The organism is Tropicimonas omnivorans (genome assembly GCF_031846565.1).
Taxonomy (GTDB): domain Bacteria; phylum Pseudomonadota; class Alphaproteobacteria; order Rhodobacterales; family Rhodobacteraceae; genus Tropicimonas_B; species Tropicimonas_B omnivorans.
The window spans coordinates 728,381-752,002 of sequence record NZ_JAVRHL010000003.1 but is presented as its reverse complement, the minus strand read 5'-3'; the positions used below and the strand labels follow the sequence as shown (position 1 = coordinate 752,002).

Annotated in this window: 25 protein-coding genes; 18 read left to right on the top strand and 7 right to left on the bottom strand. The window is 67.1% G+C overall.

Annotation, left to right across the window (positions count from 1 at the left end; all coding sequences use genetic code 11):
* Window positions 1-24 precede the first annotated feature (24 nt).
* On the top strand, window positions 25-864 hold the full coding sequence (locus tag RM543_RS14180; protein WP_311692749.1) for a DeoR/GlpR family DNA-binding transcription regulator: 840 nt from the start codon (window positions 25-27) through the stop codon (window positions 862-864).
* 73 nt (window positions 865-937) lie between these two features.
* On the opposite strand, the gene RM543_RS14175 is transcribed toward RM543_RS14180, so the two are convergent.
* From RM543_RS14175 to RM543_RS14145, 7 genes are all read right to left on the bottom strand, one after another.
* Window positions 938-1,744, bottom strand: coding sequence for a DUF1684 domain-containing protein (locus RM543_RS14175; RefSeq protein WP_311692747.1), 807 nt, complete (start codon window positions 1,742-1,744; stop codon window positions 938-940).
* Window positions 1,745-1,768: 24 nt separating this feature from the next.
* Window positions 1,769-2,521 (bottom strand): ABC transporter ATP-binding protein, encoded by a 753-nt coding sequence (locus RM543_RS14170; RefSeq protein ID WP_311692745.1) that lies wholly within the window; start codon window positions 2,519-2,521, stop codon window positions 1,769-1,771.
* A complete protein-coding gene (locus tag RM543_RS14165; protein ID WP_311692743.1) occupies window positions 2,518-3,327 on the bottom strand; it encodes an ATP-binding cassette domain-containing protein in 810 nt (269 codons plus the stop codon). Before RM543_RS14165 ends, RM543_RS14170 begins: the two co-directional genes overlap by 4 nt.
* Window positions 3,324-4,172 carry an ABC transporter permease gene (locus tag RM543_RS14160; RefSeq protein WP_311692741.1) on the bottom strand — a complete coding sequence of 283 codons (849 nt, stop codon included), beginning with the start codon at window positions 4,170-4,172 and terminating at the stop codon, window positions 3,324-3,326. The genes RM543_RS14165 and RM543_RS14160 overlap by 4 nt, the downstream gene beginning before the upstream one ends.
* Window positions 4,169-5,125, bottom strand: coding sequence for an ABC transporter permease (locus RM543_RS14155; protein ID WP_311692739.1), 957 nt, complete (start codon window positions 5,123-5,125; stop codon window positions 4,169-4,171). The genes RM543_RS14160 and RM543_RS14155 overlap by 4 nt, the downstream gene beginning before the upstream one ends.
* Before the next feature lie 66 nt (window positions 5,126-5,191).
* The gene (locus tag RM543_RS14150) at window positions 5,192-6,709 is read right to left on the bottom strand and encodes an ABC transporter substrate-binding protein (protein ID WP_311692737.1); all 1,518 of its coding nucleotides are present in this window, start codon (window positions 6,707-6,709) and stop codon (window positions 5,192-5,194) included.
* A gap of 173 nt (window positions 6,710-6,882) precedes the next feature.
* A complete protein-coding gene (locus tag RM543_RS14145) occupies window positions 6,883-7,650 on the bottom strand; it encodes an IclR family transcriptional regulator (protein WP_311692735.1) in 768 nt (255 codons plus the stop codon).
* Between the two features lie 187 nt (window positions 7,651-7,837).
* Here RM543_RS14145 and RM543_RS14140 point away from each other — a divergent pair, with 187 nt between their 5' ends.
* From RM543_RS14140 to RM543_RS14060, 17 genes are all read left to right on the top strand, one after another.
* Window positions 7,838-8,674 (top strand): cyclase family protein, encoded by an 837-nt coding sequence (locus RM543_RS14140; RefSeq protein WP_311692733.1) that lies wholly within the window; start codon window positions 7,838-7,840, stop codon window positions 8,672-8,674.
* An 86-nt stretch (window positions 8,675-8,760) separates the two neighbouring features.
* Window positions 8,761-9,747 carry an MBL fold metallo-hydrolase gene (locus RM543_RS14135; protein WP_311692731.1) on the top strand — a complete coding sequence of 329 codons (987 nt, stop codon included), beginning with the start codon at window positions 8,761-8,763 and terminating at the stop codon, window positions 9,745-9,747.
* 26 nt (window positions 9,748-9,773) lie between these two features.
* On the top strand, window positions 9,774-10,118 hold the full coding sequence (locus RM543_RS14130; protein ID WP_311692729.1) for a cupin domain-containing protein: 345 nt from the start codon (window positions 9,774-9,776) through the stop codon (window positions 10,116-10,118).
* 2 nt (window positions 10,119-10,120) lie between these two features.
* Window positions 10,121-10,915 carry an SDR family NAD(P)-dependent oxidoreductase gene (locus tag RM543_RS14125; protein WP_311692727.1) on the top strand — a complete coding sequence of 265 codons (795 nt, stop codon included), beginning with the start codon at window positions 10,121-10,123 and terminating at the stop codon, window positions 10,913-10,915.
* 5 nt (window positions 10,916-10,920) lie between these two features.
* Window positions 10,921-11,850 (top strand): 3-hydroxyacyl-CoA dehydrogenase family protein, encoded by a 930-nt coding sequence (locus tag RM543_RS14120; RefSeq protein ID WP_311692725.1) that lies wholly within the window; start codon window positions 10,921-10,923, stop codon window positions 11,848-11,850.
* A gap of 44 nt (window positions 11,851-11,894) precedes the next feature.
* Entirely contained in the window at window positions 11,895-13,172 is a 1,278-nt protein-coding gene (locus RM543_RS14115; protein WP_311692723.1) for an ABC transporter substrate-binding protein, read from the top strand.
* A gap of 64 nt (window positions 13,173-13,236) precedes the next feature.
* On the top strand, window positions 13,237-13,965 hold the full coding sequence (locus RM543_RS14110) for an ABC transporter ATP-binding protein (protein WP_311692721.1): 729 nt from the start codon (window positions 13,237-13,239) through the stop codon (window positions 13,963-13,965).
* Complete coding sequence (locus RM543_RS14105; RefSeq protein WP_311692719.1) at window positions 13,958-14,665, top strand: ABC transporter ATP-binding protein; 708 nt, start codon at window positions 13,958-13,960, stop codon at window positions 14,663-14,665. The genes RM543_RS14110 and RM543_RS14105 overlap by 8 nt, the downstream gene beginning before the upstream one ends.
* Complete coding sequence (locus RM543_RS14100) at window positions 14,665-15,528, top strand: branched-chain amino acid ABC transporter permease (RefSeq protein ID WP_311692717.1); 864 nt, start codon at window positions 14,665-14,667, stop codon at window positions 15,526-15,528. The genes RM543_RS14105 and RM543_RS14100 overlap by 1 nt, the downstream gene beginning before the upstream one ends.
* Window positions 15,525-16,556, top strand: a complete 1,032-nt coding sequence (locus RM543_RS14095) for a branched-chain amino acid ABC transporter permease (RefSeq protein WP_311692715.1) — start codon at window positions 15,525-15,527, stop codon at window positions 16,554-16,556. The genes RM543_RS14100 and RM543_RS14095 overlap by 4 nt, the downstream gene beginning before the upstream one ends.
* Window positions 16,557-16,558: 2 nt before the next feature.
* Window positions 16,559-17,488, top strand: a complete 930-nt coding sequence (gene kce / locus RM543_RS14090; RefSeq protein WP_311692713.1) for a 3,5-dioxohexanoate:acetyl-CoA acetone transferase — start codon at window positions 16,559-16,561, stop codon at window positions 17,486-17,488.
* Between the two features lie 124 nt (window positions 17,489-17,612).
* Window positions 17,613-18,608 carry a TRAP transporter substrate-binding protein gene (locus tag RM543_RS14085; RefSeq protein ID WP_311692712.1) on the top strand — a complete coding sequence of 332 codons (996 nt, stop codon included), beginning with the start codon at window positions 17,613-17,615 and terminating at the stop codon, window positions 18,606-18,608.
* 69 nt (window positions 18,609-18,677) lie between these two features.
* A complete protein-coding gene (locus tag RM543_RS14080) occupies window positions 18,678-19,193 on the top strand; it encodes a TRAP transporter small permease (RefSeq protein ID WP_311692711.1) in 516 nt (171 codons plus the stop codon).
* Window positions 19,190-20,488 carry a TRAP transporter large permease gene (locus tag RM543_RS14075; protein WP_311692710.1) on the top strand — a complete coding sequence of 433 codons (1,299 nt, stop codon included), beginning with the start codon at window positions 19,190-19,192 and terminating at the stop codon, window positions 20,486-20,488. Before RM543_RS14080 ends, RM543_RS14075 begins: the two co-directional genes overlap by 4 nt.
* An 11-nt stretch (window positions 20,489-20,499) precedes the next feature.
* Window positions 20,500-21,450 carry a D-2-hydroxyacid dehydrogenase gene (locus tag RM543_RS14070; RefSeq protein ID WP_311692708.1) on the top strand — a complete coding sequence of 317 codons (951 nt, stop codon included), beginning with the start codon at window positions 20,500-20,502 and terminating at the stop codon, window positions 21,448-21,450.
* A complete protein-coding gene (locus RM543_RS14065) occupies window positions 21,450-22,619 on the top strand; it encodes a M24 family metallopeptidase (RefSeq protein ID WP_311692706.1) in 1,170 nt (389 codons plus the stop codon). Before RM543_RS14070 ends, RM543_RS14065 begins: the two co-directional genes overlap by 1 nt.
* Window positions 22,620-22,634: 15 nt before the next feature.
* Window positions 22,635-23,600, top strand: coding sequence for an amidohydrolase family protein (locus RM543_RS14060; RefSeq protein WP_311692704.1), 966 nt, complete (start codon window positions 22,635-22,637; stop codon window positions 23,598-23,600).
* Window positions 23,601-23,622: the final 22 nt, after the last annotated feature.

The following is a 23,622-nucleotide window of genomic DNA, read 5'->3' as shown; positions in this document are numbered from 1 at the left end:
GGGAGCGACTTGGTAGAGAGGAACATGACGCAGGCGGACGGATCGCGAGAGAACACCATGGCACAGGACGGCGGATCACGACCGAAGACGCGCGGCGGCCTGCTGTCCGAGACCCGCCGCCGCCGGATCCTCGACTGGCTCGAGGAGGAGGGATCGGCCCGCGTCCGGGACCTGGCGACTGCCTTCACCGTCTCGGATGTCACGATCAGGCAGGATCTGGAGCGGCTGGAGGCCGAGGGGCACATCACCCGCGAATACGGGGGCGCCTATCTCAACACGGTCGCCAGGCAGGTCGCGTCCCTGTCGCTCCAGCACAGCACGAACATGGACAGGAAGCGCAAGATCGGCGCGCTGGCGGCGTCGCTCGTGTCGGACGGCGAGACGCTGATCCTCGATGCCGGTTCCACCACGACGGAGATCGCGACGCGGCTGACCGCGAAGCGGGACCTGACGATCATCACCAACGCGCTCAACATCGCCATCGTTCTCGGCGCCGTTCCCAGCATCGCCGTCCACATGCCGGGCGGTCAGTTCAAGCCTCCGACACTCTCCCTCTCCGGCGACAAGGCGGTGGAGTACCTGTCGGACGTCCTTGCCGGAAAACTCTTCCTCGCCACCGCGGGCGTGTCCATCGAGACCGGGCTGACCTATCCCAGCTTCGCCGACCTCCAGCTCAAGCAAGCCATGATCGGGGCCGCGACACAGACGATCCTCGTGGCCGATTCAACCAAGATCAACCTGTCGTCCTTCACCCGGCTGAACACGCTGGACGTGGTGAACACCTTCATCACGGACGATGGCATCTCGGACAAGGACGCCCGCGCCTTCGAGGAGCTGGGCATCGAGGTGATGATCGCGGAATAGGTGTGCGGCCGGACGCGAACCCCGGTAGGAGCGCGTCACCCGACTGGCGGGCGTGCGTCCCAAGGTCGAAGCGTCAGGCCCCGGCGTCCGATCCGCTCCGGACCCGCTGCTCTCCTGCCTCGATCCGCACGCCGAAGAGGTTCTCCCGCGGGGGCAGCGGGCAGACGGCGTGAGAGGTGAAGGCGCAGGGCGGGTTGGTCGCGCGGTTGAAATCGATCACCACGCTGCCCTCCGTCACGTCCTCGCCGAAGACGAAGCGCATATGCCCGTAGGTGTCGTCCAGCGAGGTCAGATCCCGGAAGACGAATTGCGGACGGTCCGCTGTGCCGTAGGTGGGCAGCATCGCCATCTCGCGACCGGCGAACTCGAATCGTGCGACGTGGGACACCGGAACCTCGGTCGGCACGCCGATGATCGTGTCGAGCGTGAGGGAGATGGGTTCCGGCAGCGGCTCCCACCGCGCGGTGATGCGCAAGGCGGGATCCAAATCGAAGAAGGGGATCGGTGCCAGCCGTGTCGCGCTGTCGGACCGGGTATCCCGGATGCGCAGCGCGCGCAGATCGTTGAGCGACGTGATCTCCATCGCGAACCGATCGGTGCGCCAGGAGAAGCGGCCAGCCGCCCTGTCCAGCGGCATCTCCTCGCCTGCGCTCGTCACGAAGCTGCCGGTATCGCCGTCCGTCAGCGTCAGCGTCCCGACCAGCTCCGGGCCCACGGGCAGCACCACGTCATTCTCCCCGCCGCTGCCGATGGTCCATGTCCCCGGCGTGATCCACCAGCGCCCGAGCAGGTTCAGCCAGCCATCCTCGGCGGTCAGCTTGCTCATGCGGGTCTCGAACCACTCGGCATGGGCGGCGGCGAAGTCGGTATCGGCGGTCATCTGTTGGGGTCCTGTCTCGTCATGTCAGGCGCCCTCCGGCATCCGCGGGATGCTGGAGAGCAGGCTTCTGGTATAGGCGTTTTGCGGGTCCGCAAGGATGCGGGCGGTTTCCCCGGCCTCAACGATGCGGCCCCGGTCGAGAACCACGATCCGGTCGCAGAGCGCGGCGACGACGCCCATGTCGTGAGACACGAAGACCATCGTCATCCGCTCCGAGATGTCCCTGAAAAGGTCCACGACGCGCACGCGGGTCGACAGATCGAGGGCGCTGACCGCTTCGTCCGCCAGCACCAGCTCCGGCCGCGCGACGATCGCGCGGGCGATGGCGATCCGCTGCCGCTGGCCGCCGGAGAACTGGTCGGGAAAACGCCCCAGGCTGTCCGCCGGCAGGCCGACAGCCGCCATCGCCTCCTCGGCCATGGCCCGGTGATCTCCCGGCACCTTGAGCGAGCGGAGCGGCTCCGTCACGATCCTGAGGATCCGGTGCGCGGGGTTGAGGGAGGAATAGGGATCCTGGAACACCGCCTGCACACGTCGCCGGTAGCTGCGCATGTATCGCCCGCTCTTCGCCTCGAGCGGCTGGCCATCGAACAGGATGCGGCCGCTCCGGGGCGTATCGAGACCGAGAAGCAGGCGCAGGAGGGTGGACTTTCCGGACCCGCTCTCGCCCACGAGCCCGACATTGGAGCCGCGCGGCACGTCGAACGTGATGTCCTCCAGCACGCGCCGGCCCGCGCCGTAGGAAAAGCTGACATTCTCGACCGACATCAGGGTCATGGGCGGCCCTCCAGGGCGCTGTCGAAGCGGCGCGCGGCGTCGACGAGACGGCGGGTATAGGCGTCCTCGGGCTCTATCAGGACGCGGGCCGTGCTGCCCCGCTCCACCGCCCGCCCCTGCTGCATGACCATCACGCGCTCGGCCACCTGCCCGACCACGGGGAGGTCGTGGCTGATGAACAGAAGCCCCAGACCCAGCTCCTTCACCAGCGCGTTGATGAGCTGGACGATCTCGGCCTGCGTGGTGACGTCAAGCGCCGTCGTCGGCTCGTCCGCGATCAGAAGCCGCGGCCGGCAGGCCAGCGCCATGGCGATGGCGACCCGCTGACGCTGGCCGCCGGAGACCTCGTGGGGATAGGCGCGGGTCAGCCGCTCGGGCTCCGGCAGGCGCACCTGCTCGAGAAGCGCCATGACCTCGCGGCGGACGGCGCCGCGGCTTGCATCGCTGCTACTTCGCCTCAGACGGCGCCGCACCGGCCCGGCGATCTGCGCGCCGAGCGGCATCAAGGGGTCGAGCGCCGTCAGCGGCTCCTGGAAGACGGTGGCGACGGCGTCGCCCCTGAGACGCACCAGGGCCCGCTCCGGCGCGCCCACCACCTGCGTTCCGCCAAGGCGGATACTCCCCGACGGGCGGATCGCCGGCGGCAGGAGGCCGGTGACGGCCAGCGCGGTCAGCGACTTGCCGGACCCGCTCTCGCCGATCAGACCGAAGCGCTCGCCGGGCGCGATCGAAAAGGACAGATCCTCGACGAGGCGCGTCTCCGAGGTGGCGAGCGTCAGCCCTTCGACGGTCAGAAGATCGCTCATCCCGCGTCCCTCCCACTCCGGCCGAGCCGGTCCCTCAGCCCGTCCGCCAAGAGGTTGATCCCGATCACCAGGGCGAAGAGCGCAAGGCCCGGGAACACGGCGCCCCATGGCGCGGTGTAGACCGTGCTCTGGGCTTCCTGCAGCATCCGTCCCCAGGAGGCATTGGGCGGCGGCGCGCCGAGGCCGAGATAGGACAGCGACGCCTCGGCCATGATCGCAAGGCCGAATTGCAGCGCGAGGTTCACGCCCAGGAAGGGCACGATATTCGGAAGGATGTGAAAGATCACGATGGCCCCCCAGGACGTGCCGGAGACCCGCGCCGCCGTGATGTAATCCTGCCCCAGCACCTGCTTCGTCAGGATCCGCGTGATCCGTCCGACGATGGGCGACAGGCCGATGCCGAGGGCGAGGATCGCGGTGCCGAGGGACGCTTCCTCCCGTGCGGCCACCACGAGCATCGCGATGAGCAGCGTCGGAAAGGCGATGAGGATGTCGAAGACGGCGGCGAGTGCATCGTCCGCGAAGCGCGTGGCGAAGGCCGCGAGGATTCCGGTCACCACGCCGATCGCCCCGCCGATGGCGACCGCGCCGCAACCGACGACGAGCGCGATCCGTGCGCCGATCATCAGCTGCGTGAAGAGATCCCGGCCGAGCCGGTCCGTCCCCGCCCAGTGCGCCGCGCTCGGCGGCTCGAGACGGCTGCCCGCCATGTCCGAGAGCGCGTAGGGCGTCCAGGCGAAGGAGACGAGGCCGGCCGCCACGATGATTCCGACGAGGATAAGGCCGAGAATATAGGTCGCACCGCCGCGGCTCCGGCGTGGCCCGGCAGTCCCTGCAACGCTCATCGGCTCCCCTCCGTGCGCAGGCGCGGATCGAGGACACGCTGGAGTATGTCGGCGAGGAACCCGACCAGCAGCACGAGCAGCGTGGACACGATCAGGACCCCCTGGACGTTCGGATAGTCCCGCTGCTGGATCCCCAGAAGGAGCATCGAGCCGAGACCGGGGAGCGAGAAGACCTGTTCGACCACCACGGCGCCGAGGAAGGTCGTCGACAGCTCGATCCCGAGGACGGAGACCACGGGAACGGCCGCGTTGCGCAGCCCGTGTCGCATCAGGGCGCCGGTCCGGCTTTCGCCCAGAGCGCGCGCCGTGCGCAGGAAGTCGGACTCCAGAACGTCCAGCGTCGCCGAACGGACGTAGCGCATCAGGGACGCGGTCATGATGAGCGCGATGGTCAGGACCGGCAAGATCATCGACTGGACCGCCCGCCCCGGATCCTCGTAGCCGCGCAGGGGAAAGCCCCCGGACGGCAGCCAGCGAAGCGTCAGGGAGAACTGGTAGACGAGCAGGATCCCGAGCCAGAAGACCGGCACCGCGATGCCGACCTGCGAGACGACGGAGAGGACCAGCCCGTACCAGCGCCGCGCCTTCACAGCGGCGACGATGCCGAGCGGGATGGCCAACAGCATCGCAAGGAAGAAGGCCGCGAAGGTCAGCGGCAACGTCACGCTCAGCCGGCGGGAGATCTCCTCGATCACCGGGGCGCGGGAGACGAAGGACTGGCCGAGGTCGAACCGCGCCAGATCGCCGAGATAGGAGACGAACTGCACGAAGAGCGGTTGGTCGGATCCAAGCTGCGCCCGGGCCGCCTCGATCTGCTCCGGCGTCGCTCCGACACCCACGAGCGCATTCGCCGGATCGCCCGGCAGGAGCCGCAGGAGCACGAAGAGGACGATGGCGGCGGCGACGAGGGACAGCAGCAGGATCACCAGCCGCCGCGTCATGTATCCCAGCATGGATGAATCCAGTCTTCGAACGCGAAAACGGAGCCGCCGCAGGTCTGGCGGCTCCGGATCAGGGCCTTACTCGGCCTTCTGGATGTCCGCCACGAAGAACTGGGAGTTCAGCCCGTTCAGCGGGTATCCCGTGACGTTAGACGTCGAGACGACGATCTGCGGATAGAGGTAGAGCCACATGCTGGCGGCGTCCTCGGCGATGATCCGGTTCGCCTCGGTCAGCATCTCGGTCTGCTCCTCCATGCTGGAGACGCTCTCGGACTCGGAGATCAGACGCTGGACCTCGGCATTGTCGTAGCCCCAGTAGAAGTCCGGGTTGCCGTAGAAGACGATGTCGCGGTGGTTGACGTGCTCCTGCAACGTCGCCTCGAAGTCCTGCTGCTGGTAGATCTTGGTATACCACTCGTTGGCGGTGATGATGTTGATGCTGACATCGACACCGACCTCGGCCAGCTCGTTCTGCAGGAACTGCGCGACCACGGGGTGCGGGTCGTAATCGGGCGTGTCGAGGGTGAAGGAGAAGCCATCCGGGTAGCCCGCCTCTTCCAGCATCTCCCTGGCGCTCCCGGGGTCGTAGGCGTTGACGTCCGTCAGATCGACGTACCACGGGTCGGTCGGCGGCACGAAGGAGCCGATGAGCGTGCCGTAATCCCCCCAGATCGCCTGCAGGAGACGCTCGTTGTCCACGGCGCGGGCAAGGGCCGACCGGACCTGCGGGTCGTCGAACGGCTCCACCCGGTCGTTGTAGGCCATCAGTTCCTTGGTCGTGGACGCGCCTTCGGAGACGGTGAAATCCGGATTGTCCGTGAACTGGGACAGCGCGTCGGGGCTCTGGATCGAGGTGATGATGTCGACCGCACCCGTCAGGAGCGCGTTGTTCTGCGCGGTGGCATCCGTGAAGTACTGGAACATCACGCCGCCATTGGTGGGCGCGTCGCCCCAATACTCCTCGAACGGCACCATGGAGAGCGCCGAACCTCGGCGCCATTCCTGAAGTGTATAGGGGCCGGTGCCGTCCTCGGCCGAACTGATGTTCTCTGCCGCGTCGTTCACGATCCAGACGTAGGAGAGGTTGTAGGGCAGCGATATCGATGGGGTCGTCAGCGTGACGACCACGGTGCCGTCATCCGGCGCCTCGACGCTCTCGATCACCGCGAGGCTGCTCTTGCGGGAGCTGGCCGAGCTCTCCGCCGTCACACGCTCGATGGAGCTTTTCACATCCGCGGCGGTCATCGGCTCGCCCGAATGGAAGCTCACGCCGTCTTTCAATGTGAAGGTGTAGGTCAGCCCGTCTTCGCTGATCTCGTAGTCCTCGACCAGCTTCGGCTCGACCTCGCCCTCGTCGGTCAGGACGAAGAGCCCCTCGTAGACGTTGCCGTTGAAGGCTTCGTTGATGCCCTGCCCGGCACCGGCGGTGTTGTCGAGGTTCTGCGGCTCGTAGAGCGAGCCGATATTGATGACGGCCTCGGGATCGTAATCCTGCGCGAGGCCGGCAGCGGCGGACAGCGCCAGCGCGGACGCGGTGGTCATCGCGGCGAGTGCGTAGCCGCGGCCCTGGCGAGACATCGTGGAGCGGAAGGTCATGTAGGTGCCCTGCAGTTTGGTCGGATTGGTCTTTCTCTCTGCGAGTAACCTAAACGAAATTTCTCCCGCCGCCATGGTGGGACGGACCTGAATCGGCTGCCGTCCCCTCACGCGCCGGGCGCCGGCATGGGCGCTTCAGGGGTCACGCGAGCCCCGCGGTCACTGCGGAAGGCTCACTGCGGCGCCTCCTCCTCTTTCCGGGTCAGGGCCTCCTTCGTGCGCCGCAGCGCGGTCTCGACGCGGTCCTTCACGCCCTTGAAGCGGCTGGTGGGGACCGGAACCGAGATGGCGTAGATGTCCCCGGCAGGGTCGGTGAAGGCAAACCCGAGGGCGGAGATACCCGAGGTGTGTTCGTCCAGATCGGCCGCAAGGCCGCCTGCCCTGATCCGCTCCAGAAGGTCCGGGAGCCTCTCCGGCTGGGCCGTCCGACCGATCTTGCGCCACTCCGCCTCGGCGAGCGCGGCGGCGCGATCCGGCGGCAGCTCGGCCAGAGCGGCCCGGCCGTTGGCGGTGGCGGTCAACGGAAACGCCTCGCCGACGAAGGAAACGGTGCGCAGGCGGTGACTGCCGGCGACCTGATCGAGGAACACCATTTCGCCGCCCCGCAGGGCGGAGAGATCCGCGGTTTCACCGGTCTCCCGCGCCAGCGTCGCAAGCAGAGGGCGGCACAGATCGATCACGGAGCGGTCAGGGCGCGGCGCAAGCTCGCTCACGCCAGGCCCGAGACGCACCAGCCGGCCGTTCTCCCCGGTGGCCACGAGCCGTTCGGTCTGCAGCGCGCCGACGATCCGCTGGACCGTGGAACGCGGTAGGTCCGCCTCCTCCGATATCCCGGCGAGACTCAGTCCTTCGGGCGCCCCGCGGAGCACCCGAAGGATGCGTGCGGCCCGGTGAATGACCTGTATGCCGCTTCGGCCCTGCTTCTGCTCTTGAGCGTCCATTTACGTTCCCAACTCCGACCGTTCACCCTAAAGATGTACCACCATGCGGTACTATTTCCGGCAGTTCAATTAATTATTGACCGCGATACGGTTATCCATCAGCATCGACCCCGACGGGAGGAACGTCACCTACCACCTGATTTTGCACAGACATCGCCCTCGGCGGTGAACGGAGGAGAACTGCACGATGGTCGAAATTCGAGGCATCGAATTCCAGGGCAACACCGACAACGCGATGGGGCTGGAGTTCTACAACCTCAGCCATCGGTTCGGGTATCAGGCGCCGAACTGGCCGTATTTCAAGGACGTGCAAATCGAGCGCACGCATTACATGGCCAAGTCGGGCGTGCTCAGCCAGACGCTGACCCACACCATGCACGTCACCACCCATATCGACGCGCCCGCCCACGTCGTGCCGAAGACCCCCTTCATCGACGAAGTGCCGCTGCCGCATTTCTTCGGCTCCGGCCTCGTGGTGCCCCTGCCGAAGGAGAAGTGGGAGCCGATCACCGGGGACGATCTGGAGAAGGCGTGCGGCCACGCCGTCCGCGAGAACGACGTGCTGATCGTGAACACCGGCTGGCATCACGAGTACGAGGACGGGGATTACTTCGCCTATTGTCCCGGGTTCGTCCAATCCGCCGCCGACTGGATGGTGGAGAAGAAGATCAAGGTTGTGGGCCATGACACGCAGGCCAACGACCATCCGCTCGCAACCGCAATCGGCCCGCAACGCAACGGCCCCCTGCTCCCGCACCTCGCGGACGAGTACCGGGAATGGTCCGGCGGCCGGGACTGGAAAGACGATTTCCCCGATTGGGAGCCGGTCCACAACACGCTGTTCCGGAACGGAATCCTGGGGATCGAGAATGTCGGCGGCGACCTCGACGCGGTGAGTGGCAAACGCTGCACCTTCGCGTTCTTCCCGTGGAACTGGGACCGCGGCGACGGCTGCATCATCCGTCTGGTGGCGATGATCGACCAGGGCCAGCACTACCGGATCGAGGCCGGCGAAAGTTTCTGAGCCGAAGCGCCTGCATCACCGGACGGATGCTGCAAGCTTGATTGGGCTGGCGCCTGTAGCGCGCCAGCCTCAGGGGGAGAGAAAAGATGATCAGAATACCGAAGTTTCCGGTGCGGACTGTCGTCGCGGGGGCGTTCGTCGCCCTGACGGCAGCGTCCTTGTCGGCGCAGGATGCAGATCCGGCCGCAGATCCGGCCATTGTCGTGACGACCCTGGGGACCGGCGCGCCGATCCTGAGCCCGGACCGCTACAGCCAGAGCATTCTGGTGGAGGCCGGGGAGCACAGGCTGCTGTTCGACACCGGTCGCGGCGCGGTGGTGCGGCTTGCGCAGGCGGGTGTCTCGCCGGCCTCGATCGAAGAGGTCTTCTTTACCCACTACCACTCGGATCATACCGTCGGGTTCGGTGACTTCTGGTTGATGTCCTGGCTCCCCGCAGGGGGCGCGCGCAAAGTGCCGCTCAACGTCACCGGTCCCACCGGTATCGAGGCATTGATCGAAGGCCACAGGATCGCTTTCGCCGACGACATCCGCATCCGCGTCGCGGACCAGAACCTGCCGCCCGAAGGCACCGAGATCGATGTGACGTCTTTCGATCAGCCTGGCGTCGTCTTCGACGAGGGCGGTGTCGTCGTGACCGCTTTCGAAAGTGACCACGGTGACGAGATCACACCAAACTATGGATACTCAATCGAATATCAGGACCATACCGTCGTGATCAGCGGCGACACCAAGAAGGATGACCGGGTGGCTGAGGTCGCCAAGGGCGCCGATCTTCTGCTGCACAGCGTCGGTGCCGCGCGCCCCGAACTGGCTGCGAAACCGCCGATCCAGCTTATCCTGGCACACCACACACTGCCGCATGAGGCTGGCGAGATCTTTGCCGCTGCCGCGCCGAAAATGGCGGCCCTGACGCATCTCGTCCTGCTTGGCCGGCCGGGCATTCCGCCGCTCTCGACGGAGGAGCTCGTCTCGATGACGCGCGAAACCTATGACGGTCCTCTCGTCGTCGCCGAGGATCTGATGCGGTTCGAGATTGGCGACGACGTTATCGTCACGCCGCCAGAGCAGTAAGGCGCACACGCCGGGGAGGGCAAGAAATGTTACTGAAGCGGTTCGAGGACGCGACGCCGTACGAGGCTCCCAATCACTGGGGGGTCCACGGCCTCAGGCTGCAGGGTTTCGAGGAGAATGGGCCCCGGAACCAGTGGGTCGGATTCAGTCAGTTCCTGCCAGGTGGCGGGGCCGGCCCCGACAGCACTCCGATCGAGAAGGTGTATGTCGTCATCGAGGGCGAAATGACCGTCGAGTGGGACGGCAGGACCGAGACCCTCGGGCCCATGGACAGCCTCACCATCCCGCCCGGCCAGACCCGCCGGATCGAGAACCGATCGAACCACGTCTGCAAGATGCTGGTCGTCATGCCCTACCCGCCGGAGAACTGAGAATGAACACGTCGAAATCCCCCCTGTCGATGTTCGAGGTGTCCGGCAAGGTCGCGCTCATCACCGGCGCGTCGGGCGCCTTCGGCATGGTCGCGGCCCGCGTCCTGGCGGGAGCCGGCTGCAAGCTGGTGCTGGTCGCCGGGAACGAAACCTCGCTCGAGGAGATCTGCGACGAGTGCCGCGAGATCGGCGCCGAGGTCACAGCGATCAATGCGCGCCCCGTTGACGAGGCCGCCTGCTCCGATCTCGTTCGGCAGGCCGTCGATGCCTACGGGGCGCTCGATATCCTCGTCGTCGCGTCCGGCATGAACAAGGTCGCCCCGATCGACGAGATGGAGCCCGAGACCTTCACCTCCGTCATGGATGCCAACGTCACGCAAAGCTGGCTCCTCGCCCGCGCCGCGACGGTCCAGATGAAAGAGCAAGGGGGCGGCAAGATCGTCCTCGTGAGCTCCGCCCGCGGGCTTCTGGGGCACCCGGCGGGTTACACCGCCTATTGCGCCTCGAAGGCGGCCGTGGACGGGATCACCAAGGCACTCGGCTGCGAACTCGGCCCGCAGGGGATCACGGTGAATGCCATCGCCCCCACCGTCTTCCGTTCCCCGCTCACCCAGTGGATGTTCGAGGATACCGAGAAGGCCCGCGAGGTCCGCAAGGGGTTCCTCGCCCGCGTGCCGAAAGGCCGGCTGGGGGAGCCGGAAGACCTTGCGGGTCCCCTCCTCTTTCTCGCCTCGAAGGCCAGCGACTTCTACACGGGCCACATCCTCTACGCCGACGGCGGATATACGGCGGGGTGACGGGGATGGGCGAGAAGAACCTCCAGATCGCGGTGATCGGTGCAGGCCTCATGGGCCATGGCATCGCGCTGACCCTCGCCCGCGCGGGCCAGTATGTCGCGATCACCGATCCGGACCCCGAGGCGCGCGCAACCGTCTCGGCGCGGATCGCGGCAAGCCTCGCGGGACTGGGAGAAAGCGATGCGCGGATCGCGAAGATCCTCAAGAAGATCGAGATTGCCGGCAGCCCCGCCTCCGCCGTCGCGGGCGCGCGCGTCGTGTTCGAGGCGGCGCCGGAGAAGATGGAGCTGAAGCAGGCGATCTTCGCCGAGGTGGAAGCCCATGCCCCCGCGGAGTGCATCTTCGCCTCCAACACCTCCGTCATGCCGATCACCGACATCATGTCGAAGCTGAAGGACAGGTCCCGCGCCCTCGGCACCCACTGGTGGAATCCGCCGCACCTGATCCCGCTCGTCGAGGTCATCCGCACGGCCGACACCTCCGAGAGTGCGGTCGACGCCGTCATGGGGCTTCTGTCCGATGCCGGCAAGACGCCCGTGCGTGTCGAGAAGGACGTGCCCGGCTTCATCGGCAATCGCCTTCAACATGCGCTCTGGCGCGAAGCCATCAGCCTCGTCGAACGCGGGATTTGTGACGCGGCCTCAGTCGACATGGTCGTGAAGTCCTGTTTCGGGCGGCGTCTCGCGGTTCTCGGGCCACTGGAGAATGCCGATCTCGTCGGCACGGACCTCACGCTCGACATCCATCAGACCGTGCTGGCCGATCTGGAGCACCGCCCCGGCCCCTCGCCCTATCTCGAGCGGCTCGTGTCCGAGGGCAAGCTGGGGATGAAGACCGGCGAGGGATTTCGGAGGTGGACGCCGGAGGAAGCCGACCGGGTCCGCGCGCGCGTGACGACCCATCTGCGGCAGTTGGGAGAGATACTGCCGGATTGATCACCGCCGGTTGGGAGGCCGGCTGAAGAGGGAGGAGTACGACAATGAAACGGTCCATCATCGCCCCCACGCGGCGGCGCTTCATGGCGGGCGGCAGCGCCCTGCTCGCGGCCCCGGCGATCCTGCGGAGTACCCGCGCCTACGCCCAGAGCCCGACGCTCCGCGTCGGGCATGTCAGCCCCAGGACCGGTCCCCTTGCCGGGTTCGCCGAGGCGGACGATTACGTCATCGGCGCCATTCGGGAGCAGCTTGCGGGCGGCATCGAGAACAACGGCAAGAGCTGGGACATCGAGATCATCTCGAAGGACAGCCAGTCGAATCCCAACCGCGCCTCCGAAGTCGCGGCGGATCTGATCCTGGGCGACGAGGTGGACATCATCCTCGCCGCGTCCACCCCCGATACCGTGAACCCCGTCTCCGATCAGGCCGAGATCATGGAGGTGCCCTGCATCACCACGGATTGCCCGTGGCAGCCCTATTTCTTCGGGCGCAACGGCGTTCCGGGCGAGGGCTTCGACTACACCTACCACTTCTTCTGGGGGCTGGAGGACGTCATCGCCGTCTTCCTCGACATGTGGGGCATGTCCGGCGTGGAGGAGAATGTCGGCCTGCTCTTTCCCAACGACGCGGACGGCAACGCGTGGGGCGATCCCGAGCGGGGCCTGCCGCCGGAGCTGACGGCCGCCGGCTACACGCTCGTCGATCCCGGACGCTACCAGCCGCTGTCGGACGATTTCAGCACCTACATCGCCGCCTTCAGGGACGCGGGCTGCGAGATCGTCACCGGCAACATGATCCCGCCGGACTTCACGACCTTCTGGGCACAGGCGGCGCAGCAGGGCTTTGCGCCCAAGGTCGCGACCATCGGCAAGGCGCTGCTCTTCCCCTCGGTGATCGAGTCCCTCGGGGCCCGGGGCGACGGGCTGACCTCGGAGGTCTGGTGGTCGCCGTCGCATCCCTTCTCCTCGTCGCTGACCGGCGAGAGCGCGAAGGAGCTTGCCGACGGCTACGTCGCCGCGTCGGGCCGCCCCTGGACGCAGCCGATCGGCTTCAAGCACGCGCTCTTCGAAGTGATGGCGGACGTGATCGGGCGGGCCGGGGACCTGGAAGATCCGCGCGCCATTACGGAGGCCATCGCCGCCACCGACCTTCGGACCGTCGTCGGCCCGCTCAGCTGGGCCGCGGGCCCGGTGAAGAACGTTGCCAAGACGCCCCTCGTCGGGGGGCAGTGGCAGCGGGAGGGCGACGGTTTCGATCTCAGGATCGTGGCCAACGACCATGCCCCCGACATCCCGGTCACGGGCGAGCTGGACTTGCTCTGATGCCGATGCGGGCCGGGAAGCCGGCCCGCCATCTCCCCGTTCCCACAGCCCATCAAGGTACGCGATGAGCACGGTTCTGAAACTGGACACTCTGAACAAGGCCTTCGGGTCCGTGATCGTCGCGGACGCGCTGGGCCTCGAGCTGGCCGCCGGCGAGGCGGTGGGCGTGATCGGGCCGAACGGCGCCGGCAAGACCTCCATGTTCAATCTCATCACCGGAACGCTGGCGCCCGACAGCGGGCGCATCCAGTTCGACGGGCAGGACGTCACCGGGCTCTCCGCCGCAAGACGCAGCCGCATGGGCATCGCGCGCAGCTTCCAGGTGCCGCAGCCCTTCACGCACATGACCGTCTTCGAGAACGCCATGGTCGCCGCCACCGGCGCCGCGGGTCTGGGCGGACGCGCGGCCGAGCGGCATTGCCTTGCGATACTGGACCAGACGGGACTGCTCCCCAAGGCGAACACCGCCGCCGGCAGCCTCACTCTTCTCGATCGCAAGCGCCTCGAAATGACCCGCGCGCTCTGTGCCCGGCCGAAGCTTCTCCTCCTCGACGAGATCGCCGGTGGGCTGACCGAGGCCGAATGCGGCACCCTCGTCCAGACCATCAAGGACATTCGATCCGGCGGCATCTCCATCATCTGGATCGAGCACGTGGTGCACGCGCTCCTGCGCGTCGTGGAGCGGCTCGTGGTGATCGATTTCGGCCGCAAGATTGCCGATGGCGATCCGCGGCGCACGATGGACAGCGACGAGGTGCGGTCGATCTACCTGGGGCTCGATGCCGATGCCTGATCCCATTCTCCAGATCAGCGCCCTCGACGCCCGTTACGGCGATTTCCAGGCGCTCTACGGTGTGGACCTGACACTGGGCGAGGGCGAGGTTATGGCGATCATCGGGGCGAACGGGGCCGGCAAGTCCACGCTTCTGCGCTCCATCGCCGGCCTGATGGCGAACGGACCGGACCAGATCGTCTACAGGGGCCGCCCCATCGGTGCGCTCAGGGCGGACCAGATCGCAGGTCTGGGCATCGCTCTCGTTCCCGAAGGCCGGCAGCTCTTCCCCTCGCTCTCGGTGGAGGAGAACCTGCTGATAGGCGGCCGCGTGAAGCGGGACGGGCCCTGGTCCCTCGCTGCGGTCTACGACCTCTTTCCCGTCCTGAAGGACCGCCGCGCACAACCATCCACCTCCCTCTCGGGCGGGCAGCAGCAGATGGTGGCCATCGGGCGGGCGCTCATGGCCAACCCGGACCTGATCCTCTTCGACGAGATCAGCCTGGGCCTCGCACCGATCATCATACGCAGCATCTACGACGCCCTGCCCGGCATCGTCGCTGGCGGGATGAGCGCAATCATCGTCGAGCAGGATATCGCCAAGGCGCTCTCGGTCTCCTCGCGGGTCTACTGCCTGCAGGAAGGGCGCGTCTCCCTCGAAGGTGCCTCGTGCACGGTCTCGCGGGAAGAGATCTCCCGCGCCTATTTCGGAATCGCGTGATGGACTGGATCAACGTCATCGTTCAGGGAACCCTGCTCGGCGGGCTCTACACGCTCATTGCCGCCGGTTTGAGCCTGATCTTCGGGGTCATGCGGCTAGTGAACATTGCCCATGGCGATCTCATCGTGCTTGCCGCGTATCTCGGGCTGACGGCGGCGACCGTGCTCGGCATCAACCCTCTCGTCACACTCATCGTGGCGATCCCGGCGATGGCGGGGATCGGCTACGTGCTTCAGCGGGTCGTCCTGAACCGGACGCTGGGCGAGGACATCCTCCCGCCCCTGCTCACGACGTTCGGGATCTCCGTGATCCTGCAGAACGGCCTGCTGGAGGTCTATTCGGCCGATCCTCAGAAAATGAACGCGGGCGCCCTCGAGGCCGCCTCCTTCGACGTGGCGGGCCTGACGCTGGGACTGCTGCCGGTGATCACCTTCGCCGTGGCCGTCGCCGTGATCGCGGGGCTGCAATGGGTGTTCTACCGCACGGCCCTCGGCCGGGCCTTCCGCGCGACCTCCGACAACCAGGAGATCGCGCAGCTCATGGGGCTGAACAAGGCGCATGTCTTCGGGCTCGCCATGGCGTTGTCCCTCGTGGTCACCGCCATCGCCGGCATCTTCCTCGGCATCCGCACCAGCTTCGACCCCTCCATAGGCCCCGGACGGCTGATCTTCGGCTTCGAGGCGGTGATCATCGGCGGGCTCGGAAATCTCTGGGGCACGCTCGCCGGCGGCGTGATCCTCGGTGTCGCGCAGGCCGTCGGGGCGCAGATCAACCCCGGCTGGCAGGTGCTGGCGGGCCACGTCGTCTTCCTCGTGGTGCTGGCGGTGCGCCCGAACGGTCTCTTCCCGAGGATGAACGGATGAGCGTCCGGGATCTCCATGTCACCCGGTCGTCCCGCGCGGCACGCATCGCGGCGCTTCTCGGAGCCCTCGTCCTGATCATCCTCGTCGCCGCGCCCACCTGGGCCGGAAACGCGGAGCTGCGGCTGATGGCGGAGATGAGCCTCTACCTCGCGCTCGCGACGCTCTGGAACCTGATGGCGGGCTATGCCGGTCTCGTTTCGGTGGGGCAGCAGGCCTATGTCGGCTTCGGCGGCTACATGCTGTTCACGCTGACGATTTTCGCGGGGCTCGGCGCGATCCCGGCGATCCTTCTGGGCGCAGTCCTGGCGGCGCTTGTGTCGATGCCGGTCGCGGCCCTCCTCTTCCGCCTGCGCGGGGCCTATTTCGCCATCGGAACCTGGGTCATGGCGGAGGTCTTCCGCCTCTCCTTCGCCCAGATCGGCGCGCTCGGGGGCGGGTCCGGCTCTTCGCTGCCCATCGCCGTCGTCCGCTCGCTCGGCGACAGCCGCGATGCACGGGAGGCGCTGAGCTACTGGCTGGCCCTCGGCGCAGCCGTTCTGGTGGTCGCCGCGGTCTATCTCTTCCTGCGCACGCGGCAGGGTCTCGCCCTCACCGCGATCCGCGACAACGAACTCGCCGCGCGCTCCCTCGGCATCGACATATGGCGCACGAAGTTCGTCGTCTATGTCGTGACCTCGGCGCTGACCGCACTCATCGGCGGACTGATCTTCCTGCAGAAGCTGCGGATCTCTCCCGATGCGGCCTTCAGCGTGAACGACTGGACCGCCTTCGTCATCTTCATCGTCGTGATCGGCGGCATCGGCACCCTCGAGGGGCCGATCATCGGCACGCTGATCTTCTTCGCGCTGCGCGAGACGCTGGCCGATCTCGGCACGCTCTACCTCATCGTCCTCGGCCTCGTCGCCATCGTGGTGATGCTGACGGCGCCCCGCGGCCTCTGGGGCCTCGTGCGCGACAGGCTGGACCTCAACCTCTTCCCGCTCGGCTTCCGCGTGAGGCTGCGCGACGACGATTCCGCAAAGGACTAACCATGGCCCGACCCAAGACGATCATCACCTGCGCCGTCACCGGCGCGATCCATACCCCGACCATGTCGGACGCCCTGCCTTATACCTACGACGACATCGCGGAACAGGCCGTGGCCGCCGCGGAGGCCGGCGCGTCGATCCTGCACCTTCACGCGCGCGACCCCGAGACCGGCGCGCCCTCCGTCGATCCGGAGGACTTCATGGGGTTCTTGCCCCGTGTGAAGCAGGCGACGGATGCGGTGGTGAACATTTCCACCGGAGGCTCCCTGACGCTGTCGATCCAGGACCGGATCAAGCCCGCCGCGACCTTCTCGGCCGAGATGTGCTCGATGAACATGGGGTCGATGAACTTCTCCTTCCATCCGCTCGCGAAGCGTTTCGAGACGTGGAAGTTCGACTGGGAGCGCGACTACGTCGAGGGCTCGGACGGCAACATCTTCCGCAATACCTTCCGGGACATCGAGGAGGCGGCGACGACGCTGGCGCCCCACGACATCAAGTTCGAGCACGAATGCTACGATGTCGGGCACCTCTACAACCTCAAGTTCTGCATGGATATCGGGCTCTTCAAGGCGCCGGTCTTCATCCAGTTCGTGATGGGGATCCTCGGTGGCATCGGCGCGGATATCGACAACCTCGTCTTCATGAAGAAGACCGCGGACAAGCTTTTCGGAGACACCTACCGCTGGTCGATCCTGTCCGCCGGCGCGGCGCAGATACCGATGGCGACGACGGCGAGCCAGATGGGCGGACACGTCCGCGTGGGCCTCGAGGACAGCCTCTTCATCAGCCGCGGCACGCTCGCCGAGAGCAATGCGCAGCAGGTCGCGAAGATCCGCCGCATCGTCGAGGATCTCGGCTCGGAGGTCGCAACGCCGGACGAGGCCCGGGAGATCCTCGACCTCAAGGGCGGCGACAAGGTCACCTTCTGATGCCCCGGCGCCGCACGACCTCGGCATCAAGACCGTCGGGCTTCGGCCCGTCCGGCACGTTCGACGCCGCCACGCCCGGCGGCACTTCACGCGGACAGAGATCCGCAGGTTCCGGGAGGAAACCATGACGTCCATGATCAGGCAAACACTGGCTGCAACGGCCGCGCTCGCGACCGCATTCACCGGCATGCAGGCCTCGGCCGAGACCCTCAGGGTCACGACCTTCCTGCCGCCGATGCATACCTTCGTCCAGGCCATCGAGGCATGGGGAGAGGAGATCGGCGAGCGGTCCGGCGGTGAGCTGGAGCTCGAGGTCTTCCCCGCCGCACAGCTCGGGCCGCCGCCACGGCAGTTCGACATCGTCTCGTCCGGCGGCGCCGATATCGGCATCTTCCTGCACGGCCTGACCCCCGGCCGCTTCCCGATGACCGAACTTGCAGGCCTGCCGCTCACGCATCCTTCGGAAGGCGATGAGAGTGCGATCTCCTCCCGCCGGCTGACGGAGCTGGCCCCGGACTATCTCGCCGACGAACACCGGGGCACTCGCATCCTGTGGCTGGCCGCTACGCCGCCCCTGAAGGTGCACACCGCCGACGTCGACCCGACCGACCTGGGCGCCCTAGACGGCCTGCGCATTCGGTATGCCGGCTCCACATGGCAGAGCATCATCGAAGCCATGGGGGCCTCTCCGGTCCCCGTGCCCCCGGCCCAGTCGGCAGACGCAATGGGCAAGGGCGTGGTCGACGGCGCGACCTTCCCCTTCGAAGCGACGAAGGCCTTCGATCTCGGCCCGGTCACCCAGTACTCCCTGGAGCCCGGCCTCGCCTCCGCCACCTTCGCGGTGGTGATGAGCGATGCAGCCTACGACCGCCTGTCACCCGAGAACCGGCAAATCATCGATGAGACCACGGGCCCCGACCGGGCCGCCTGGTTCGGCGCGATGTGGGACGAAGGCGAGGAGGAGGGCCGGCAGTACATGGAAGACGCCGGCGTGACCTTCGTCGAGATCGACGAGGCAGGACTGGACCAGCTCCGCTCCGCCTTCCAGGGCATCGTGGACGCCGCGCTGGAGCCCACGGGCGAGACCGGCAGAGCCTTCCTCGACGCCTATACCGAGTAAGTGCGCCACGGCGGCCCGAACCAGTCGGGCCGCCAACCTTTCCATCATCCCTTCACGTCAGGACAGGCGATGAGCGACCATCCTCCGGCCCCGAAGGCCGACCCGATCACCCGTGCCATGCATGCCATCGCCTGCGTCGCCCTCGTCGCCATGATGCTCGTCGTCGTCGGAGACGTCATCCTCCGGGCGGTCTTCAACACTCCCGTCCAGGGCGCTTACGACGCCGTGAGCATCGCGCTTCTGGTGATGGCGATGTTCGGCATCGTGCCGGTCGTGTCGAGCCGCAGCGAGATCCTGATCGACCTGATCGATCCGCTCCTGCCGACCGCCGGCCTCAGGGCGCTGCGGACGATTTCCGCTCTGGCCGGCGCCCTGCTCTTCGTCTTCTTCGCCTGGTCGATGATCCAGCCCGCGCTCGATGCCTGGCGCTGGGGCGAGCGGTCCCTCGAACTCGGCATCCCCAAATGGCCGCTCTGGGTCATCGCGTTCGCGGGTCTGCTGGGCATCTTTTGGGCCTACCTGCTGCAATTGCGCCTGGCCTTGCGCTCCCGCCCGGCGGCACCTTTCGAGGGCGACCAGTCATGACCCCATTCGCGATCGGCCTGTCCGGCATCGGCCTGATGCTGGTGCTGCTGTTCCTGCGCCAGCCCGTCTGGCTCGCGCTCGCCGCGATCGGGGTGGTCGGCAACCTGATCCTCAACTCGCTGTCCTCGGCGAAATTCCTCGCCGGCACCGCGATGTTCGACGTGGTCTCCAACTATGATCTCTCGGTCATACCGCTCTTCATCCTGATGGGAGAGATCGCGACCAGATCGCGCATGTCCGCCGAGCTTTTCCACGCCGCGCGGGTTCTACTTTCCGGACTGCGCGGCGGGCTCGGGATCGCGACGCTCACCGCCTCCGGTGCCTTCGGCGCGATCTGCGGCAGCTCCGTCGCGACCGCCGCCAGCATGACCCGCATCGCCCTGCCCCAGATGGACGCGGCCGGCTACGATCGGGGCTACTCGGCAGCGACCGTCGCCTCGGGTGGCTCGCTCGGCATCCTCATCCCGCCCTCGATCATCCTCGTGATCTACGCCTCGATCACCGAGACCTCGGTCGCGAGGCTCTTCGCGGCCTCGATGATCCCCGGCCTCGTCCTTCTCGGCCTCTACATCATCGTCGCCCTGATCATCGCGAACCGCGGATCGGCAGCGCCCGTCGAGCGTCCGGCAAGCTTCCGGGACCGACTGCGGGCGCTCCGGGAGCCATGGCAGTTCATCCTTCTTTTCGTGCTCACCATCGGCGGGATCTATGCCGGCATCTTCAGCCCCACCGAGGCCGCCTCCGTCGGGGCCTTCGGCGCCATCGTCCTCGGGATGGCGCGCGGTTCGCTGGACGTGGCCGGACTGATCCGGGCGGTGCAGACGAGCGTGCTGGTCTCGTGCTCGCTTCTGATGATCATCGTGGGCGCGACGCTGTTCTCGAACTTCGTGGTGCAGACGCGACTGCCCGGCAACCTCCTCGGGCTGGCCGAGGCCGCGGGCCTGTCCGCCTGGACCGTGATGATGCTGATCATCGCGATCTACATCGTCCTTGGGTGTTTTCTCGAGGGGATCGGCATGGTGCTGATCACCGTGCCCGTCTTCCTCCCCGTCGTGGTCTCCTTCGGCTACGATCCGATCTGGTTCGGTGTCTTCGTCGTGGTGCTGGTGGAACTCGGCCTCATCACGCCGCCGGTCGGCATGAACCTGTTCATCATCCGGGCCCAGGCCCCCGACGTTCCGATGAAGACGCTCTACGGCGCGATCCTGCCCTTCCTGATCGCCCCCGTCGTCCTCATCGCCCTGCTCTTCGCGGTGCCCGGCCTCGCGCTCTGGCTTCCCGGCCTGCTCTACTAGGACAGACTTGCATGAAAACCATTTTGATCCGGCACGAGCTGCCCGACTGGACCGACTGGTACGTGGATCGCCTCGGCGCCGAGTTCCCCGGCTACGACATCCGCGGGGCGAAATCCGCCGGGGAGGCCATGGCCGAGGCGCCGGATGCCCGCGTCTATGTCGGGATCGGTCCGCAGATGTCGCCTGCCCTCGTGGCCGCCATGCCGAAGCTTGAATGGGTCCAGTCGCTGACAACCGGCGTCGACAACCTCCTGGCCATGGAGGAGATGCCCCGCCATGTCCCGATCACCACCTGCACCGGCGTCCAGGGGCCGCAGATGTCGGAGCTTGCGCTGATGCTGATGCTGGCCCTCGCACGCCGCCTGCCCGCACTTCTGGACGCGCAGCGGAGCGGGGCATGGGATCGCCGGCCCCAGCCACTCCTCCACGGCAAGACGGTCTGCCTTCTCGGCCTGGGCCAGATCGCGGAGGTCCTGGCGCTCTACTGCAAGACGATGGGAATGCGGGTGACCGGCGTTTCGGGACGGGACACCGCTCCGAACGTGGACCGGATCTATGCGCGCAGCGCCCTTGCGGACGCCGCCGCGGAGGCCGATTTCCTCGTCGTTCTCGTCCCGCTGTCTGCGCAGACCCGCCATATCGTGGGCGCCGAGGTGCTGGCCGCCATGAAACCAGGTGCCTTCCTGGTAAACATCGCCCGCGGCGGCTGCGTGGACGAGGACGCGCTTCTGGACGCCCTGACAAGCGGCTCCATCGCGGGGGCCGGGATGGATGTCTTCGCGACCGAGCCCCTCCCGGCAGACAGCCCACTGCGCAGCGCCCCGAACGCGATCCTCACCCCGCATGTCGGCGGCTTCGCGGACGTCTACCACGAGCAGTGCTTTCCCACCCTTCTCGAAAATTTCCGTGCCTATGACGCTGGCGGGCCTGACGCCCTGCCCGGCGCTCTCCGGAGGACCTGATGCAGACGAACTCCCCGATTTCAGACGCCGAGCTGGAGCGTCGCCAAACCCTGGCCCGATCCGTCATGGAGGATCTGGGCCTTGACGCGCTCCTCTGCCAGGCGCGCGAGGACTGGATCGGCGGCTACGTCCGCTGGCTCACGGATCTGCCGGCGGGCAACGGGTATCCGCGCACCGTCATCCTCTTCCGGGACCGGCCAGCCGCCGTGATCGAGATGGGCGCCTTCGGTACGGACCGCACCACCGACCCCGCGGATCCCGCGACCCGCGGCGTGTCCCGCGTTCTCGGCACGCCGTCCTTCCATTCGGTTCATTACACCGTCGATTACGACACCGAGCTGATCCTTGCCGCCCTTGGGGACGCAGGCGCGCGCCGCATCGGCACCCTATGCCCCAGCGCCCTGCCCCACGGGTTGATGAGCGCGCTCGAGACGACGTTCGAGACAGTGGATGCGAGCGATGCGCTGGACGCCGTCAAGGCCCCGAAGAGCGCCGAGGAGATCGACCTCATCCGCCAGACGGCGGCGATGCAGGACGCGGTCTTCGCGGAAGTCTGCGACTTCATCCGGCCCGGGGTCACCGACAGGGATGTCGCGGCCCATGCCGAAGCAGTCGGGCGCAGGCTGGGCTCGGACCAGGGGATCCATCTCGGCCTCTCGGCGCCCATGGGGGAGCCATCGCGCTTTCTCGGCCGCCCCTTCCAGACGCGCGAACTCCGCGACGGGGACCACATGTCCCTCCTCATCGAGACGAGCGGGCCGGGCGGCATCTACCTCGAGATCGCGCGCACCATGGTTCTCGGCCGCGCGGACGATCATCTTCTCGCCGCGTTCGACTCCGTCAGGGCCGCGCAGGAGCACACCCTTTCGCTCATGGCGCCCGGCGTCGCCCCGGCCCGCATCGCCGCCGCGCATGACGCGTGGATGCAAGCTCGCGGATTGCCGCCAGAGACCCGGCTCTATGCCCATGGTCAGGGCTGCGAGATGGTGGAGCGACCGCTCATCAGGCGGGACGAGACGATGCCGCTGGCGAAGGACATGCTGCTCGCGGTCCATCCCGGCTACGACGACGGGCGCGTCTTCGCGGTGATCTGCGACAACTACCTCGTGACCGGAACCGGCGTCAGCGACTGCCTGCACAAGACCGACAAGAGAATTTTCGAGCTGTAAGGAGCCGCCAGAGCCATGCCACATATCAACAAGATTGCTCTCGAAGAACATTTCCTGCACCCGGACTTCACCGACTACTGGGCGACCACCGCGCCCAATATCAGCCCGGCCCTCTTCGGCAAGGCCCGCGACGCGCTGGAGGATTTCGGCGACCGGCGCCTCGAGGCGATGGACAGCGCGGGGATCGAGAAATCCATCCTTTCGCTCGCGGGTCCCGGCGTCCAGGCGGAGGCGCGGACCGAGACGGCCGTTCGGCTGGCGCGCGAGGTGAACGATCATCTTGCCGAACAGATCGCGCAGCGCCCGGATCGTTACGGAGGCTTTGCCCATCTGGCGATGCAGGACCCGGCGGCCGCGGCGGACGAGCTGGAGCGCGCGGTTCGGGACCTGGGCATGCAGGGCGCGATGGTGAACGGCCAGACCGGCGGCAGATATCTCGACGACGACAGCTACGCGCCCTTCTGGGAACGGGTCTCGGAGCTTGAAGTGCCGGTCTACATCCACCCGAACAATCCGCCCCAGCGCGCCGACATGTACAATGGACACGACGAACTCTGGGGGCCGGTCTGGTCCTGGACGGTGGAGACGGCGACGCACGCGCTGCGTCTGATCTTCGCCGGGACGTTCGACCGCTACCCCGGCGCGCGCCTCGTCCTCGGTCACATGGGTGAGACGCTGCCCTACCTCATCTGGCGCCTCGACAGCCGGTGGGAGGTGTCGAACCGGGGCGAGATGCGGCTGGACCTCAAGCCGTCGGATTACTTCAAACGCAATGTATGGGTCACGACGTCGGGCGTCTGCGCCGATGCCCCGCTGCACTGCGCCATCGAGAGCCTCGGGGCCGGTCGCATCCTGTTCGGCGCCGACTATCCCTTCGAGCAGGCGAAGGAGGCCGGCGACTGGATCGACGGCGCCGCGATCACGGACGAGCAGCGCGACGCCATCTGCCGGGGCAACGCCCTGGACTTGCTGAAACTCTGAGGCGGGGATCGCGAGCGGGGCG